Annotated in this window: 12 protein-coding genes; 7 read left to right on the top strand and 5 right to left on the bottom strand. The window is 70.0% G+C overall.

Annotation, left to right across the window (positions count from 1 at the left end; translation table 11 throughout):
- Position 1: 1 nt before the first annotated feature.
- From AB0M48_RS42055 to AB0M48_RS42070, 4 genes are read left to right on the top strand one after another with little or no spacing between them, the layout of a single operon-like run.
- The gene (locus AB0M48_RS42055; protein WP_363853854.1) at positions 2-1,006 is read left to right on the top strand and encodes an adenylate cyclase; all 1,005 of its coding nucleotides are present in this window, start codon (positions 2-4) and stop codon (positions 1,004-1,006) included.
- Positions 1,007-1,008: 2 nt separating this feature from the next.
- Positions 1,009-1,989, top strand: a complete 981-nt coding sequence (locus tag AB0M48_RS42060; protein WP_363853857.1) for a hypothetical protein — start codon at positions 1,009-1,011, stop codon at positions 1,987-1,989.
- A complete protein-coding gene (locus AB0M48_RS42065) occupies positions 1,989-3,206 on the top strand; it encodes an adenylosuccinate synthetase (protein WP_363853860.1) in 1,218 nt (405 codons plus the stop codon). The genes AB0M48_RS42060 and AB0M48_RS42065 overlap by 1 nt, the downstream gene beginning before the upstream one ends.
- Positions 3,157-3,801, top strand: a complete 645-nt coding sequence (locus AB0M48_RS42070) for an NUDIX hydrolase (RefSeq protein WP_363853863.1) — start codon at positions 3,157-3,159, stop codon at positions 3,799-3,801. The genes AB0M48_RS42065 and AB0M48_RS42070 overlap by 50 nt, the downstream gene beginning before the upstream one ends.
- On the opposite strand, the gene AB0M48_RS42075 is transcribed toward AB0M48_RS42070, so the two are convergent.
- From AB0M48_RS42075 to AB0M48_RS42095, 5 genes are all read right to left on the bottom strand, one after another.
- Complete coding sequence (locus tag AB0M48_RS42075; protein ID WP_363853866.1) at positions 3,776-4,975, bottom strand: M1 family metallopeptidase; 1,200 nt, start codon at positions 4,973-4,975, stop codon at positions 3,776-3,778. The genes AB0M48_RS42070 and AB0M48_RS42075 overlap by 26 nt on opposite strands.
- Positions 4,972-8,709, bottom strand: a complete 3,738-nt coding sequence (locus AB0M48_RS42080) for a Pls/PosA family non-ribosomal peptide synthetase (protein ID WP_363853869.1) — start codon at positions 8,707-8,709, stop codon at positions 4,972-4,974. The genes AB0M48_RS42075 and AB0M48_RS42080 overlap by 4 nt, the downstream gene beginning before the upstream one ends.
- A 100-nt stretch (positions 8,710-8,809) precedes the next feature.
- The gene (locus AB0M48_RS42085) at positions 8,810-10,594 is read right to left on the bottom strand and encodes a DUF4153 domain-containing protein (RefSeq protein WP_363853872.1); all 1,785 of its coding nucleotides are present in this window, start codon (positions 10,592-10,594) and stop codon (positions 8,810-8,812) included.
- Between the two features lie 79 nt (positions 10,595-10,673).
- The gene (locus AB0M48_RS42090) at positions 10,674-11,645 is read right to left on the bottom strand and encodes a HAMP domain-containing sensor histidine kinase (RefSeq protein ID WP_363853968.1); all 972 of its coding nucleotides are present in this window, start codon (positions 11,643-11,645) and stop codon (positions 10,674-10,676) included.
- A 23-nt stretch (positions 11,646-11,668) separates the two neighbouring features.
- Positions 11,669-12,358 carry a response regulator transcription factor gene (locus tag AB0M48_RS42095; protein ID WP_363853874.1) on the bottom strand — a complete coding sequence of 230 codons (690 nt, stop codon included), beginning with the start codon at positions 12,356-12,358 and terminating at the stop codon, positions 11,669-11,671.
- A gap of 83 nt (positions 12,359-12,441) precedes the next feature.
- Here AB0M48_RS42095 and AB0M48_RS42100 point away from each other — a divergent pair, with 83 nt between their 5' ends.
- The 3 genes from AB0M48_RS42100 to AB0M48_RS42110 all read left to right on the top strand — a co-directional run bounded on the left by AB0M48_RS42100 (position 12,442) and on the right by AB0M48_RS42110 (position 17,278).
- Positions 12,442-14,613 carry an ATP-dependent RecD-like DNA helicase gene (locus AB0M48_RS42100; protein WP_363853876.1) on the top strand — a complete coding sequence of 724 codons (2,172 nt, stop codon included), beginning with the start codon at positions 12,442-12,444 and terminating at the stop codon, positions 14,611-14,613.
- Positions 14,614-14,903: 290 nt separating this feature from the next.
- Positions 14,904-16,181, top strand: a complete 1,278-nt coding sequence (locus AB0M48_RS42105; protein WP_363853879.1) for a M14 family zinc carboxypeptidase — start codon at positions 14,904-14,906, stop codon at positions 16,179-16,181.
- Between the two features lie 14 nt (positions 16,182-16,195).
- On the top strand, positions 16,196-17,278 hold the full coding sequence (locus AB0M48_RS42110; RefSeq protein WP_363853882.1) for a serine hydrolase domain-containing protein: 1,083 nt from the start codon (positions 16,196-16,198) through the stop codon (positions 17,276-17,278).
- Positions 17,279-17,350 lie beyond the last annotated feature (72 nt).

Consider the following 17,350-nt stretch of genomic DNA (forward strand, 5'->3'; position numbering starts at 1 on the left):
TATGTTCACCACATCGGAGGCGCTGGGCCTGGTCGAACGCGCCACCTCACCAGAGGGGTTGTTCGGCCCGCGCACCGCCGACCCGGCCAAGCGCAAGGAGGCAAGGCGCCGCTACCACGCGCTGGCCTCGGTGCTGCACCCCGACGTGGTCGGACCGGCCAACACGCGGGCACACGCGGCCTCGGCGAACCTGACGCGGCTGCACCACGAGTGGACGCACAGCACGAGCGTCGAACTCAGGACCAGGACCGGCGTCTACCGCATCGGGGAGCCGTTCGCGGTCGGCAGCATCGCCAACCTGTACGAGGCCGACGGCCCGTACGTCGTGAAGGTGGTGCGCAACCCGGCGCTGAACCCGCTGCTGCACGGCGAATGGCAGGCGTTGCGCCAGTTGGAACGCTTCACCGACCGTAACCAGTGGCTCAGGCCCTTCTACCCACGCCTGCTCGACACCTCGGGCGATGTCGCCAAGGGATCACGAGCCTTCACGGTGCTCGACCCGCTGCTGGACGGGTTTGTGACGCTCGCGGACGTCAAGAACGCCTTCCCGCGGGGCCTGGACGGGCGCGACTACGCGTGGATGCACCGCAGGCTGCTCAAAGCACTGGCCGGTGCACACCAGATCGGTCTGGTGCACGGGGCCGTGACCGCCGAGAACGTCCTGGTGCACCCGGAACAGCACGGCATCGTGCTGGCCGGCTGGTCGTTCGCCGTCGAGACCGGTCAGAGGCTCCTCGCGACCAGCAAGACCATCGCCTATCCGCCGGAAGTCCTGGCTGGAGAACCGGTCACGGCCGCGACGGACGTCCACATGGCACACACGCTGATGATCGAACTTTTGAGCCACAACGAACTTCGGCAGATCGCCTTCGCCCGAGGATGTCTGCAGGAACTCCCGACGCGCCGGCCTGACGCCGCCGACCTGCTGGGCGAGTACGACGACCTGCTCGAAGAACTGTACGGACCAAGGGTTTTCCGCCCGTTCGCTCTGCCACGAGGAGAATGACCATGGGACACGGCAAGTGGGATGACAACGCGTACGCGGCGGCGAAGACCTTCCGCGCGGCCAAGGGGATCGCGGACTTCGGCTACACCGCCTCGATCAAGTCGGCACCCTCGTCGAGCTGGAAGGCCGCGCCGGCGCTCGACCCGCTGAACGTCGCGTACCGCGAGTGCCGGGATTCGCCCGACCACGCCGACTCGACACCGATCGCGGTGCTGTTCGACGTGACGGGGTCGATGGGGGCGGTGCCGCGGATCATGCAGGGCAAGCTCGGCAAGTTGCACGGGCTGTTGCAGCGCAAGGGATATCTCGCCGATCCGCAGCTGATGTTCGGCGGGATCGGGGACGCCGACAGCGACCGAGTGCCGTTGCAGGTCGGGCAGTTCGAGTCGGACAACCGCATGGACGAGCAGTTGCGGGACATCTTCCTCGAAGGCAACGGCGGCGGGCAGAAGAGCGAGTCCTACGAGCTGGCCGCGTACTTCGTCGCGCGGCACGTGGTCACCGACGCGTGGCAGAAGCGCGGGCGGAAGGGCTATCTGTTCATCATCGGCGACGAGCTGAACAAGCCGCGGCTGGAGGCCAAGCACATCCGCCGGTTCATCGGTGACGACGTGAAGCAGGACATCGACCCGGTGTCGGTGTACCGGGAGCTCGCTCTCAAGTGGAACGTCTACTTCATCCTGCCCAACCAGTCGTCGTACTACAACGACGACAGCATCGGTGACCACTGGCGGGCGATCCTCGGGCAGAACTTCCTCAAGCTGGACGACCCCGGCGCGGTGTGCGAGCTCATCGCGGCGACGATCGGCATGGAGGAGCGCGTGGTCGACCTCGACCAGGCGCTGGTGGACCTCGCCGAGATCGGGTCGGTCGCGGAGAGCAAGGCCGTCGGCAAGGCCCTGGTCGCCGTCGGCAACGCCGCACGGCCGGTCGTCGCCGCACCGCTCGGCATCGACGGTCCCGACGACGTGGCGCTGAGCTGATGAACGACCACGTGATCGTCGTCGGGCTGGGGTTCGGCGACGAGGGCAAGGGGGCTGTCGTCGACGCGTTGTGCGCCGACGGACCGGTGTCGGCCGTCGTGCGGTTCAACGGGGGAGCGCAGGCCGCGCACAACGTGATCGCCGGCGGCAGGCACCACACCTTCAGCCAGTTCGGGTCGGGCACGCTCGCGGGCGTGCCGACCTGGCTGTCGCGGTACGTGCTCGTCGAACCGATCGCGCTGGCCACCGAGTCGCGCGAACTGGAGGCGCTCGGCGTCGCGAACCCGCTCTCGCTGATGTCGGTCGACGCCGGCGCGCTGCTCACCACGCCGTTCCACGTCGCCGCCAACCGGGCCAGGGAGAGGGCACGGGGCGGCGACCGGCACGGGTCGTGCGGGAAGGGGATCGGCGAGACCGCCTGGTACGGGCTGCTCGCGGGGGCGAGTGAGGGGGACGTGGTCGAGGGGCAACGGGTGCTCGGCGAGCCGGGTCCCGCCCCGACCGTCGGCGACTGCCTGAACCCGGCGGTGCTCCGGCGCAAGCTGGACGCACTGGCCAGGTTCTACGAGCCGCTGATCGGCGCCGGCCCGGGCGTCGGCGAACTGGCAGGGCTCTACGCCGCGTTCGCGGACGCCGTCCGGATCACGACCGGCGACGAGGCCGGGCGCCTCGCCGACACCGGACGGCTCGTCTTCGAGGGCGCACAGGGCGTCCTGCTCGACGAGACGTACGGGTTCCACCCGCACACGACCTGGTCCACCACCACACCGCGCAACGCGAAGGCGCTGCTCAACGGGCGCCGGGCCCGCGTGCTCGGGGTGACCAGGACCTACCAGACGCGGCACGGTGCGGGCCCGCTGCCGACGGAGGACCAGGCCGTCGTGGACCGGTTCCCCGAGGCGCACAACGGCACGGGGGAGTTCCAGGGCGCGTGGCGGGCCGGGCACCTGGACGCCACCCTGCTGCGCTACGCCGTGGAGTGCTGCGGCGGCATCGACGGGCTGGCTGTGACGCATCTGGACGCCCGCGGGCTCAAGATCGCGACTCCGGCGCTGGAGGAGATGCCCGATCCCGTGGCGTACCTGGAGGATCTGCTCGACGTCGAGGTGCTCGTGACCGGGACGGGCCCGTCCAGGACCGACTACGCGGTGCGGGAGAATTCACGCCATGATCGAGTCGACGCTGGTGTCGGTGGACGTGATCGTGCTCCGGTTTGATCCGGACGCACGCGCTGTGCTCGTGGGCGTGGCACCGCGCGCACAGGAGCCGTTCGCGGGTGACTTGGCGCTTCCCGGTGTCCTGCTGGGCAAGGGCGAGCGGTTGCGCGACGCGACCGCCAGGGCCGTCACCGGCAAGCTGGGTCTCGCCGAGCAGTCCCTGACGGCGACCGGCCAGCTCGCCACGTTCGACGAACCGTCGCGTGACCCGCGCGGGCCGACCCTGTCGATCGCGCTGTGGGCCACGGTCACCCGCCCGAGCGGCGACCTGGCCGTGTGGAGCCGGCTGGACGGCATGCCCGCGCTGGCGTTCGACCACGACCGGATCGTCGCCGACTGCCGGCCGTTGCTGGCCGACAAGCTCTGGCGGGACGTGGCGTTCACATCGGGCCTGCTCGGGCCCGAGTTCACCACCGCGCAGGCGCTCGACGTGACCGAGTCCCTGACCGGCGACCGGCCCTATCCCGCGAACCTCGGCCGCACGATGGACCGCGTGCCAGGCCTCGAACGCACCAGCCAGCACGCGTCGGCACTGCCCAAGGGAGGCCGTCCGCCGCTGGTGTGGAGGTTCACCTCAGAGGCAGCTCGGGCTTGAAGAGCCAGCGGGCGAGCAGCTCCCGATGTCCGGCCAGCGAGAGGAAGTCCTCGGTCGTCACCACGCCGTGCCGATTGCGTGCGCACCACTCCCGCAGCAGCGCGAAGAACGAGTCGTCGCCCATCTCGCGGCGCAACGCGTGCAACGTCAACGCTCCGCGCTTGTAGACCCGGTCGTCGAACCAGTCCGCGCGCGGCGGCTGTCCGATCACCAGGTTCTGCGGCAACCGGCGCAGCAGATCCCGCGCGGCGGCAGCACAGGCGTCCGCGGACCGGCCGCCGGAAGCCTCGGACCAGATCCACTCCGAGTAGCAGGCGAAGCCCTCGTTGAGCCAGATGTGCTCCCACGCGGCGATCCCGACGGAGTTGCCGAACCACTGGTGCGCCAGCTCGTGCGCCACCAGCCGTTCCGAACCACGACGGCCGTCGACGTGGTTGGCCCCGAACGTCGACAAGCCTTGCGCCTCAACGGGAACGTCGAGCGCGTCGTCGGTGACCACGACCGAGTACTTCGCGAACGGGTAGGGCCCGAACAACGACGAGAAAAGCTCGATCATCGCGTCCTGCCGGCCGAAGTCGTGCGCCACGAGCCGCCGCAGCCGGGCGGGCGCCCACACATTCGGCAGCGCCTCGACGTACTGTCCGATCTGGACGGTCGCCAGGTAGGTCGCCATCGGCGCGGCCATCGAGTACGTCCACCGCGTCGTGCTGCCGGACACCTTGCCGTCCACCAGCACCCCGTTGCACACCACCGTGTACGGCGAGGGTGCCGTCACCTCCAGGTGGTAGGAGGCCTTCGAGGACGGCTCGTCCAGGCACGGGAACCACGACGGCGCCCCGATCGGCTGGGACGCCACGATCGAGCCGTCGGTGAGGTGGTCCCAGCCGAGGTCGCCCCACTCGGGCGTCGAGATCGGCACCGGCGTGCCCGAGTAGCGGACCTCGACCGAGAAAGCCCCTCGCACGGCGGCACGGATGTTCAAAACGCCGCCGGCGTGCCCGTAACGCGCGGGTTTGCCGTTCACCAGCACCTTCGAGATCCGCAGCGGACCGAAGGACAACGAGAAGGACGACAACGAGGTGCAGGAAGCCTGCAACACCGCGCGCCCGGACAGACGCGCGGAGTACGGCTTGTAATCAAGCTCTAGTGCGTAATGGTGTACGGAGAAGCTCATGTCCACGCGGAGATCGGGTTGCCCAGCCAACGGGTTCCCGACGGTACATCCTCTCCGCGCATGACGAGCGAGGCGGGTCCGATCGTGGTGTGCTCGCCCACGGACACCCCGGGCAGCACGATGCCGTGCGGGCCCAAAGTAGATCCCGCGCCCAGTTCGACGCGGTCCATCCGCAGGATCCGGTCGTGGAACAGGTGCGTCTGCACGACACAGCCGCGGTTGACCGTCGCACCGGCGCCCAGGGACACCAGGTCGGCCTCGGGCAGCCAGTACGACTCGCACCACGCGCCACGGCCCACCGACGCGCCCAGCGAGCGCAGCCACAGGTTCATCAGCGGCGTGCCACCGGAGAACCCGATGAGCCACGGCACCGCGAGGACCTCGACGAACGTGTCCGCCAGCTCGTTGCGCCACACGAACGCCGACCACAGCGGGTACTCACGCACCTTGAAGCGGCCCACGAGCGCCCACTTGGCGACGACGGCCACCAGGCACGCGGCCACACCGGCACCCAGCAGCACGACGCCGGACCACCAGAGCCCGAACTCCTTCAGGGCGAAGAGCACCAGCACGACCAGCGCGACGTTCAGCATCACCGGGACGAACCGGCACAGCTCGACCAGCGCCCGCGCCCACATCAGGTGCTTGGGCGGGTCGAACGTGCGCGACTGGTCCGACACCTCGGCGGCGCGCGGCAGCTTCATCGGCGGCATGCCCAGGTACGACGAGCCGGCCTTGGCCCGCTTCGGAGCCGCCGACAGCACGCCGACGAGCCCGCCCTTCGGGACGTTGCGGCCCGGCGCGGTCATGCCCGAGTTGCCCAGGAACGCCCGCTTGCCCACACGGGCCGTGGCGATGCGCAGCCAGCCACCGCCGAGCTCGTACGTCGCGACCATCGTGTCGTCGGCCAGGAACGCCCCGTCGCCCACGCGCGTCATCTTCGGCAGCGCGACCACGGTCGAGGCCTCCACGTGGCGGCCGACCTTCATGCCGAGCAGCCGCAGCCACACCGGCGTGAACAGCGACGCGTACAGCGGGAACAGGGCCGAGCGCGCGTTGTTCATCAACCGCTCGGTCGTCCACGCCGCCCACGCGACACGGCTGTGCACGGGGTAGTGGCCCTCGCGCATGCCGATGCCCAGCAGCCGCACCGAGACCAGGATCAGCAGCGCGTACGTGCCGAACCAGATCGCCGAGGCGACGGGAACGTCCCAGAGCGCCGACGTCAGGGTGACCGGCCGCCGCAGCACGTAGAGCAGGGCCGGGGCCGCCGCCAGCAGCGGCAGGGCGGCCAGCAGTCCGGACGAGACGCCGTACATGAGGTTCCAGAAGCGCGACCGCTCCGGACGGCGCGACGGGAACGACCGCGCCGCCTTGCCCTCGCGGGTGGCGGGCACACCGGACCAGCGCTGGCCGGTCGGCACGGACCTGACGACACCCGAACCGGGTGCCACTTCGGCCTTCTTGCCGATCCGCGCGCCGGGGAACAGCGTGCTGCGCGCACCGACCGTCGCGCCCGCGCCGATCCGGATGCGGCCGATGCGCAGCCGGTCGCCGTCGAGCCACCAGCCGGACAGGTCGACCTCGGGTTCGACGGCGGCGCCGCGCCCGACCTTCAGCATGCCCGTGACCGGCGGCAGCGAGTGCAGGTCGACACCGGGGCCGATCTTCGCGCCCAACGCCCGCGCGTAGTGCGTGACCCACGAGCCGGAAAGCTCGGTGGCACGCGACATCTGCGCCAGCATCTCGGCGGTCCACAGTCGCAGGTGGACGGAACCGCCGCGCGGGTACTCGCCGGGCTTCACGCCGCGCAGCAGCAACCGCGCGCCGCCGGCGGCGATCGCGAGGCGTCCGGCGGGGCTGAGGAAGACCGCGAACCCCGCGGCCACCCACCACCACGACACGGACGTCCAGCCCAGCACGTTCGACAGGGCCGTCAGCGCGACGACCCAGCGCGCGCCGGAAATCGTCAGCAGGGGGATCATCAGCAGCGTCTGGACGACGCCGGTCCAGCGGGGCGTCGGCGCGACCTCGTGCACCTCGGCCGCCTCGCCGTACGACTCCAGGCGGCGAGCCAGCTCGTACAGCGTCGGGTTCTGGTAGACGTCCGACACCGACGTGCTCGGGTACCGCGTGCGGACCATCGAGACCAGCTGTGCGGCACCCAGCGAGCTACCGCCGGACGCGAAGAAGTTCGCGCCCTCGGAAGCGGGCCCGGAACCGAGCACCGCGGCCCACTGCTCCGCGAGCCAGCCCTCGAGGCCGGAGAACACCACTCCGGCGGTGTCCATCGACTCGAGCGGCCACGGCAGCGCGGCGCGGTCGACCTTGCCGGACGTGCGCGTCGGCAGCGTCTCGACCACGGCGATCAGCGGGACGAGAGCCGCGGGCAGCTCGGCGCGCAGCTGTTCGACGGCCGCGTCCTGGTCGAACTCGCCGTCGGTCACCACGTAACCGACGAGGATCTGGTTGCCGCCCCGCGTCGTGCGCACGGCAGCGGCGGCACCGGCGACACCGGGCAGTGCGGCCAGCGCCGCGTCGACCTCGCCCAGCTCGATGCGGCGGCCGCCGAGCTTGATCTGCTCGTCCGCGCGGCCGAGGAAGACGAGGCCTTCCGGCTCGGCGCGGACCATGTCACCGCTGCGGTACGCGCGGTCCCAGCCCATCGAGGGCAGCGGCGCGTACTTCTGCGCGTCCTTCTCGACGTCGAGGTAGCGGGCCAGGCCGACGCCGCCGATCACCAGTTCGCCGGACTCGCCCATCGGCACGACCTCGCCACGGGCGTCCACGACGACGAGTTCCCAGCCGTCCAGCGGCAGGCCGATGCGCACGGGACCGGTGCCGGTCATCTGCGCGGCACAGGCCACGACCGTCGCTTCCGTCGGCCCGTAGGTGTTCCAGACCTCGCGGCCGTCGACGGCGAGCCGCTCGGCCAGTTCGGGCGGGCAGGCCTCGCCCCCGAAGATCAGCAACCGGACGTCGTCCAGCGCCTCGACGGGCCACAGCGCGGCCAGCGTCGGGACCGTGGAGACGACGGTGATCTCCTGCTCGACCAGCCACGGGCCCAGGTCCATGCCCGTGCGCACCAGCGAGCGCGGCGCGGGCACCAGGCAGGCGCCGTAGCGCCACGCGAGCCACATCTCCTCGCAGGAGGCGTCGAACGCCACGGAGAGCCCGGCCAGCACGCGGTCGTCCGGCCCGATCGGCTCGTCCCGCAGGAACAGGCGCGCCTCGGCGTCCACGAACGCGGCGGCGTTGCGGTGCGTCACCGCGACGCCCTTGGGCTTACCGGTCGAACCGGACGTGAAGATGATCCACGCGTCGTTGTCGAGACCCGGTTCGCCGGGCGCGCCGAGCGTGGTGCCGTGCCGCACGAGGGAACGGCCCTCGCCGAGCACGGCACCCACCTGCGCCTCACCGAAGACGAGCTCGGCCCGCTCGTCCGGGTCCTCGAAGTCGACGGGCACGTAGGCCGCGCCGGCCGCGAGGGCCGCCAGGATCGAGACGTAGAGGTCGACCGTGCCGGACGGCACGCGAATGCCGACCCGGTCGCCGACCCCGACGCCCTCGGCGGCGAGCTTTTGCTTGAGTTCCAGTACTTCTGTGATCAGTGCGCGGTACGTCAGCGCGGTGGTGCCGTCGTCGACGGCCAGCGCGTCCGGGTGCTCGTCGGCACTCGCGCGCAGGATGTCCAGGAGGGTGCGCGGTGTGGGCGCCTCGCCTGCGGTGAACATCGATCGAAGGACAACGGGTTCAGCCGCGATCGTCACGTCAGCGTCACTTCTCACCCTCTCGGCAACCGGTAGCTGTACAACTTTACAGCCACGTAACGGACTACCTCTCTTGTGAGTACCTACCCTCACAGGTGACCTCAGTCACCGCAACACTTTCGAGTGACGCCTTCGCGTTGTGGCGCGCGAGGTTCCACTCCCGCCAGTCCTGCTCGACGGTGCGATTCTTCATCCACCGCAAGGCACACGAGCGTTCATGTGCCGGCAACCTGACCAACGCGGGCACCGCGTCCTCCGACAACTGCGACAGGTAGTACGTGTCGATCTTCTTCGTCGCCTCGAACCGCGACACGTTGTAGTCGGCGACCACCCGTTCGGGGTTCATCGTCACCACAGCGAGGAAGAACGCGGCCCCGGTGGCCACGATCGCCTTGGGCAACCAGTTGGCGCGCAACGAGATCCCGCTCGCGATCACCATCAGGTACACGACCGCCAGCCACACCTCGCACGACGCCACGAGCAGCCGCAGCACCGTCCACCCGTACGCCTGCTGGTAGAACCACATGCGGCTCAAGGCACTCGCCACGATGACGAGTGTGAGAACAGCCAGCGAACCGAGCAGAACGCGCAGCCACAACTGTTCCTGCTTCGTCTTCTTCACGGCGAACCGCGCGACACCGGCGATCACACCCAGCGTGAGGACGGCGACCCACAGCAACTGCCAGAACCCGGTCCGCGCGTATTCGGCGAACGTCACGCCCGCCGTCTTCATCACGTAGGCCTCGCCGCCGAACAGAACCGCGAGCTGCGTCCCCACGAACCCGGTGAACAGCAACACGAGCACACCGACGGGCAACCCGTAGTCCTTGAGCCGCAACGACCCCGGCTTCACCTCGGCGTCCTCGTCGATCTCGGGCGGCGCCGCCACCAGATAGCAGGCGCCCAAAGCGCCCAGCGCCGCAACGACCCCGAAGAACGTCTTCTGCACGTAGGTGTCGAGTTCGAGGTCCGGCACCAGGCCTTCGAGGAAGTCGCTGAACCCCTTGTCCGCCCCGGCCAGCAACGACCCGAAGATCAGCAGCAGCACCAGCGCCACGCCGACGGAGATGAACGGCCGGACCCCGATCGGCCCCCGCCTGCGAAACCCCTTGGCAACCCACGGAATGGACCGGAGCCCACCCAGCCCGACACCCAGAGCACCGAACACGAGCCCTCGCACGGTCTTGCCGCCGGCCATGGCGATCGAACCGCACAGCATCGACGCCATCAGCGACAGCGGGAACACCCACTCCGCGGCCCGCAGGAAACCCATCGCGAGGAACGCCAGCGCGCCCGCCAGCCACAACGCCCGCTCGACGGTCGGCTTGCCCGCGTAGAACAGCACCGCGCCGACGCCCACGAGTCCCGCCAGGAACCAGCCGATGCCGTTGTTCGGCACGGCGAGGAACGCGCCGCCCAGACCCGCGACCAGGCCCGCGGCCATGGCCTTGCCGGGCGCACCGGTCGTGGGTGGCCGCCACCAGGGCATGAACGGCACCCCTGGGGCCGCCATGGCTGCCGCCGGGTAGCGGGGCGGGCCCTGCCACGGGTGCGGCGGGGGCAGGGTGGCGGTGACGACTGGAGCAGGCGAGGGCACCCCGACGGGCTCGGGCTTCTCCTCGACCGCGACGGGCTTGTTCTCCGGCCCCTCCGGGCTCTCGGAAACCCTGGAGACCTCGGGACTTGCAGCGGCCTCGGCGGTCTTCGGAGCGTCCGCGGTCTCAGCGGCCTCCTCGGGTTCCGGCGAGCCCCCAGAGCCCGCCGGCTTCCCGCTCCCGGGCACCGGCCGGTAGCCGGTCTTGCGGAAGTTCCGGTACTTCGGCCGCCCGGCGGCCTTGTCGTCAGTCATGTCTCTCCAAGCCCGAAAGGGCGCGCTTCACCGCCACACCGGCAATCGCGGGTGCGGGCAGAACAGGTCAGTCAGAAAGTCAGCGGGGCAAAGTCACCCGGATGCACGATCCGGGATCCACCACGGCGATCGTCCCGCCGTGCAGGTCCACCACCCACCGGGCGATGGCGAGCCCGAGCCCGGTCCCGCCACCGCCCGCCCTCTCCCCTCGGGTGAACCTCTCGAAGATCCGCGACCGGTCGGCCGGCGCGATTCCCGGCCCCTCGTCCCGGACCTCCAGCACCACGCACGAAGCCGTCGAGTACCCGGACACGGACACCAACCCCCCGGTGGGTCCGTGCCGGGCGGCGTTGTCCACCAGGTTCACCAGCACCTGGTGCAGCCGCTCGCCATCGGCGAGAACGGTCAGGTCCCCGGCGACGTCGATCGAGAACGAGGCGGAGGGCGCGGCCACCGCGGCCTCCGCCACCACGTCGGCGACCAGGGACGAGACGGACAGCGTCTCCCGGTTCAGCGACAGCACCCCGGCATCGATCTTCGACAGGTCCAGCAGCTCCGTGACCAGCCGCCCGAGCCGTTCGGTCTGCGCCAGGGCGGTCCGCATGGTCGCCGCGTCGGCCACCGCCACCCCGTCGACCACGTTCTCCAGCACGGCCTGCAACGCCGAGATCGGCGTTCGCAGCTCGTGCGAGACGTTCGCGATCAACTCCCGCCGCTGCTGGTCCGCGGCGGCGAGGTCGGCGGCCATCACCGTGAACGCCTCGGCCAGCTGCCCGACCTCGTCCGACGACGTGGCGCGAACCGACCGCGAGTAGTCCCCGGAGGCCATCGACCGGGCGGCAGAGGTCATCTCCCGCAACGGCGAGGTCATGCCGTGCGCCAGCAACTGCGAGGTCAGCAGCCCCAGCACGAGCGCGATGAGCGTCGTGCGAGGCGGCAACCACCCGGTCACGTAGCGGAAGTAGGCGAACGAGACGCACCCGGACACCACGATCACGATGCCGAGCTTCAGCTTGATCGACCGCACCGAGTCCAGCGGACGCGGCAGCATGTCGAGCAGTTCCAGCAACCGCCTCACGAAGACACCCTCTTGGCGGGGACCTCCAGCGCGTACCCCACTCCGTGCACGGTCCGGATCAGGTCGGCACCGAGCTTGCGCCGCAGCGCCTTCACGTGGCTGTCGACCGTCCGCGACGACGCTCCCTCGTGCCACCCGCACGCCTCCGCCAGCAACCGCTCCCTGGCCTGCACGGCGGACGGCCGCTCGGCCAGGAACACCAGCAGGTCGTACTCGGTCGGCGTCAGGTGCGCCTCGACCCCGGACCGCGACACCCGCCGCGAAGCCAGGTCGATCACCAGGTCGCCCAGCTCCATCGACTGCGTCGACGCCGCCCGCGACACCCGGCGCAGCAGCACGTGCACCCGTGCCGCCAGTTCACGCATCGAGAACGGCTTCGTCAGGTAGTCGTCCGCCCCCACGGCGAGCCCGACCAGCAGATCGGTCTCGTCCCCCCGCGCGGTCAGCATCAGCACCGGCACCGAACGCGACGCCTGGATCCGCCGGCACACCTCGAGCCCGTCGAACCCCGGCAGCATCACGTCGAGAACGACCAGGTCAGGGAGGAACGCGGCCGCCTGGGCGACCCCGGAGGGCCCGTCGTGGGCCACCGACACGACGAACCCCTCGGCCCGCAGCCGCACGGCCACGGACTCGGCGATCGTGATGTCGTCCTCCACGACGAGCACCCTGCGCTGACCTGTCATGACGGCGACTTTATGGGTATGTCGTGGAGGACGCCGGGACAACTTGTGAAGATCGTGTGCAGACCGCGTTGTAGGTTCTCGGCATGAACGTCCTCGAAGCGGTCCTGGAGAGGATCACCTACGCCAACGAGGACAACGGCTACACCGTCGCCAAGGTCGACACCGGCCGCGGTGACCTGGTCACGGTCGTCGGCGCGCTGCTCGGCGCCCAGCCGGGCGAGTCGATCCGCATGCGCGGCACCTGGGGCTCGCACCCGCAGTACGGCAAGCAGTTCCACGTCGACGACTACACGACGATCCTGCCCGCGACGATCCAGGGCATCCGCCGCTACCTGGGCTCCGGCCTGATCAAGGGCATCGGCCCGGTGCTCGCGGACAAGATCGTCACCCACTTCGGCGTGGACGCCCTGGACGTCATCGAGCACTCCCCGGAACGCCTCATCGAGGTCCCGAAGCTCGGCCCCAAGCGCACCAAGCTCATCGCGGACGCCTGGGAGGAGCAGAAGGCCATCAAGGAGGTCATGGTCTTCCTGCAGGGCGTCGGCGTCTCCACGAGCCTCGCCGTCCGCGTCTACAAGCAGTACGGGGACAAGGCCATCGAGGTCGTCAGGGAAGAGCCCTACCGCCTCGCGAACGACGTCTGGGGCATCGGCTTCAAGACCGCCGACGTGATCGCGAAGGCCGTCGGCATCCCGCACGACAGCCCGCAACGCGTCAAGGCCGGCCTGCAGTTCACGCTCTCCGAGGCCACCACCGACGGCAACTGCTACCTGCCGGAACAGGCCCTCATCGCGAACGCCATCAAGATCCTCCAGGTCGACGCCGGCCTGGTCATCGACTGCCTGGCGGAACTCGTCGAGGAAGAGGGCGTGGTCCGCGAGGAGCTCCCGGACGACGAGATCGCCGTCTACCTGGTCCCGTTCCACCGCGCCGAGATCTCGATGGCGGCGCAGCTCAAGCGCCTGCTGCACGCGGACACCGACCGGATGCCGAGCTTCGCGGGCGTCGACTGGGACAAGGCCCTCGCCTGGCTCGGCACCGACCTCGAGGAACACCAGGCGGCGGCGGTCAAGCTGGCCCTGACGCAGAAGGTCGCGGTGCTGACCGGCGGCCCCGGCTGCGGCAAGAGCTTCACGGTCCGCTCGATCGTCCGCCTCGCCCAGGCGAAACGCGCCAAGATCGTCCTGGCCGCCCCGACCGGACGCGCCGCGAAGCGCCTCACCGAGCTGACCGGCCACGAGGCCCGCACCGTCCACCGCCTGCTCGAACTCAAGCCCGGCGGCGACGCGGCGTACGACCGCGACCACCCGCTCGACGCCGACCTGGTCGTCGTCGACGAGGCCTCGATGCTGGACCTGTTGCTCGCCAACAAGCTCGTGAAGGCCGTCCCGCCCGGCGCACACCTCCTCCTGGTCGGCGACGTCGACCAGCTGCCGAGCGTCGGCGCGGGGGAGGTGCTCAGGGACGTGCTGGCCCAGGGGAGCCCGATCCCGAACGTCCGCCTGACGCACATCTTCCGCCAGGCCCAGGAGTCCGGTGTGGTCACGAACGCCCACCGCATCAACAGCGGTGACTACCCGATTGTCCAGGGGCTCCCGGACTTCTTCCTGTTCAGCGCCGACGAGGCCGAGGACGCGGCCACGCTGACCGTTGACGTCGTCGCGAACCGCATCCCGCGCAAGTTCCGCCTCGACCCGCGCAAGGACATCCAGGTCCTGGCCCCGATGCACCGCGGCCCGGCCGGCGCGGGCGCGCTCAACACCGTGCTCCAGGAGGCTCTCACGCCCTCCCGCGACAACCTGCCGGAGAAGCGCTTCGGCGGCAGGGTGTTCAAGCTCGGCGACAAGGTCACCCAGATCCGCAACAACTACGACAAGGGCCGCAACGGCGTCTTCAACGGCACCCTGGGCGTCGTCATCGCGCTCGACCCGGTCGAGCAGAAGCTGACGATCCGCACCGACGAGGACGAGGAGGTCGACTACGAGTTCTCCGAGCTGGACGAGCTCAGCCACGCCTACGCGATGACCATCCACCGCTCCCAGGGCAGCGAGTACCCGTGCGTGGTCATCCCGATCACGACCAGCGCGTGGATGATGCTGCAACGGAACCTGCTCTACACCGCCGTCACGCGCGCGAAGAAGCTCGTGGTGCTCGTGGGCAGCAAGAGGGCCATCGGCCAGGCCGTCCGCACGGTCGGCGCGGGCCGCCGGCACACGGCGCTGGCCCACCGGCTGAGGACCGCGCAGACGCTCTGAGTTTCGTCAGTCCACGCTGCGCACGACGGTCGGCTCCAGCCCTTCGTCGTCGTCCGCGGGCGAACCGCGCCAGGGGAAGGAGATCTCGGCGACATCGTCGTTGTACAGGTGATCCATGGCCTGCTCTCCCGCCTCTGCACACCAACCGTTGCGATGCCAGACAGGATGTTATTGATTTTCGTCACAGCCCGCCAAGTGGCGGTCGTCCACGTCCCAAGAACCGGACGGTAATCATCCGGTCGGTCGAACGGAGTGGCGGCGATCGGCCGGACGGCCGATGATCATCCATCATGCGGACCGCCGTCGCCCTGCTCGCCAGCCTCGCTCTCCTGCTCAGTCCCGCGCCCGCTCCAGCGGAAGGTCCACAAGCGACATACGTGCTGCGCGTGCCGGCACCGCTGGGTGATTCCGCGCAACGGTTGCTGGGCCTGGGTTACGACGTGCTGGAACAGCGCGACGGCGCCGACCTGTTCGTCGTCGGCGACCCGCGGACCGCGCAGAAGCTCCGCTCCGACGGTTACCAGTCCACCGTCGAGACGGCGATGCCACCGTCCCAGCGGGAGCCGCGCTCGCTCGGAGACGCGACCTACTACGGCGGGTACCGGACGATCACCGCGCATCTCGCCCACCTCGACGAGGTCGCCCGAGCCCACCCCGGTCTAGCGACCGTCGTCGACTACGGCGACTCCTGGCGCAAGACCCAGGGCAGCGGCGGGTACGACCTGAAAGCCGTCTGCATCACCCGCAAGAGCCCAGGTGACTGCGCGTTGACGCCCACCGCGCCGAAACCGCGCCTGTTCGTGATGGGCCAGCTGCACGCCCGCGAGATCACCACCGGCGACATGGCGTGGCGGTTCATCGACGACCTGGTCGCCTCCGACCTCACCGCGATGCTCGCCGACCTGGAGGTCTGGGTCGTCCCGATCGCCAACCCGGACGGCGTCGAGATCGTCGAGTCCGGCGGCGACTCGCCCGTGCTGCAGCGCAAGAACGCCAACGGCACGTGCACCTCCGGCTCGCGCGGCGTCGACCTCAACCGCAACGCGGGCTCGCACTGGGGCGAGGTCGGCTCGTCCACGAACAAGTGCAGCGAGACCTACCGCGGCACGCGCGCCGACTCCGAGGTGGAGGTGCAGGCGCTGGAGTCGCTGTGGCGCAAGCTCTACCGCGACACCCGCGCACCGGGCGACACCGCCGCCGCCTCCGCGGACACGACCGGCGCCGTGATCTCCATGCACAGCTACGGCGACTACGTGCTCTTCCCGTGGGGCTGGAGCACGCAGAAGACGGGCAACGACGCCGCCCTGCGCAAGATCGCGAACGACATGGCCGCGCTGTCCGGCTTCACGGCGGGCCAGCCGGGCGAGGTGCTCTACAACGCCTCCGGAGCCACCGACGACTGGGTCTACGACGACCTGGGTGTGCCGAGCTTCGTCTGGGAGATCGGCGCCGGCTCCGGCAGGTGCGGCGGCTTCCTGCCGCCGTTCTCCTGCCAGAAGGACGTGCATTGGCCGAAAGTGCGTCCCATGCTCGTTTCGGCCATGAACGCAGCAAAACGGCCGTACTGAAGCATTGTGGAGGCATGGGGACACGCTTACTCGCCACTCTGGCCGCATTCAGCCTGCTCTTCACCGGAACCGCCGTCGCCGACGACACCCAGGTCGACCGCAGGATCGTCCAGGAGGGGCTGGACGAGCTCGTCGCGACGGGTGTCGCGCAAGGCACCCAGCTGCGCGTCACGGACGGCCGGAACCGCTTCACCGCGCGTTCCGGCACCGCTGAGATGAACCACCCGCGCCCGGTCCCGCTCAACGGCCGGTTCCGCGCGGGCAGCATCACCAAGTCCTTCACCTCGACGGTCACGCTGCAGCTCGCAGGCGAGGGCAAGGTCTCGCTGGACGCTCCCGTCGACCGCTACCTGCCCGGTTTGATCGACGAGCGGATCACCGTCCGCCAGCTGCTCCAGATGACCGCGGGCCTCTTCAACTACACGAACGCGCTCCGGTTCGACCCGCAGGGCTTCGAGGAGATCCGGTTCAGGCAGTGGCGCCCGGAGGAGCTCGTCGCGATCTCCACGAGCAAGCCGCCGCAGTTCGAGCCCGGCACGAAATGGGAGTACAACAACACCAACTACGTCATCCTCGGCATGCTGATCGAGAAGGTCACCGGCCGGGAGTACGAGCAGGTCGTCGCCCAGCGCGTCCTGAAGCCGCTGCGCCTGCACGAGACCACGTTCCCCGGCGACGACCCGGAGATCCGCGGCCCGCACGCCCACTCGTACGGGATCGTGAACGGGCAGCCGGTCGACACCACGCGCTGGAACCCGTCCGTCTTCTGGGCGGTCGGCGACGTCATCACGACCACCAGGGACCTCGACACCTTCTACACCGCACTGCTCACCGGCAAGCTGCTCAAGCCCGCCCAGCAGGCCGAACTGACGAAGACGACCCCGGTGAGCACCGACTACGGCCTCGGCGTCTTCGTGGAGAAGGCCCCGTGCGGCACCACGATCATCGGCCACCCCGGCGGCGTGCCCGGCTTCGCGAGCTACGCCTACTCGACACCGGACCTGAAGCGCCGGGCGGAGATGTCCGTCAGCGCCGGTGTCGGCACGGGCGACCCGACGAACGCCTACGACAAGCTGATCAACGAGATCTTCTGCTGAACGGCGTCAGGGAAACCCCTCAGGCGGTCTCGGACCCAGGTCCGATGTGAGCGCACGCGTGGCTGCGGCAGG

Source organism: Lentzea sp. NPDC051208 (assembly GCF_040682435.1).
Lineage (GTDB): Bacteria > Actinomycetota > Actinomycetes > Mycobacteriales > Pseudonocardiaceae > Lentzea > Lentzea kristufekii.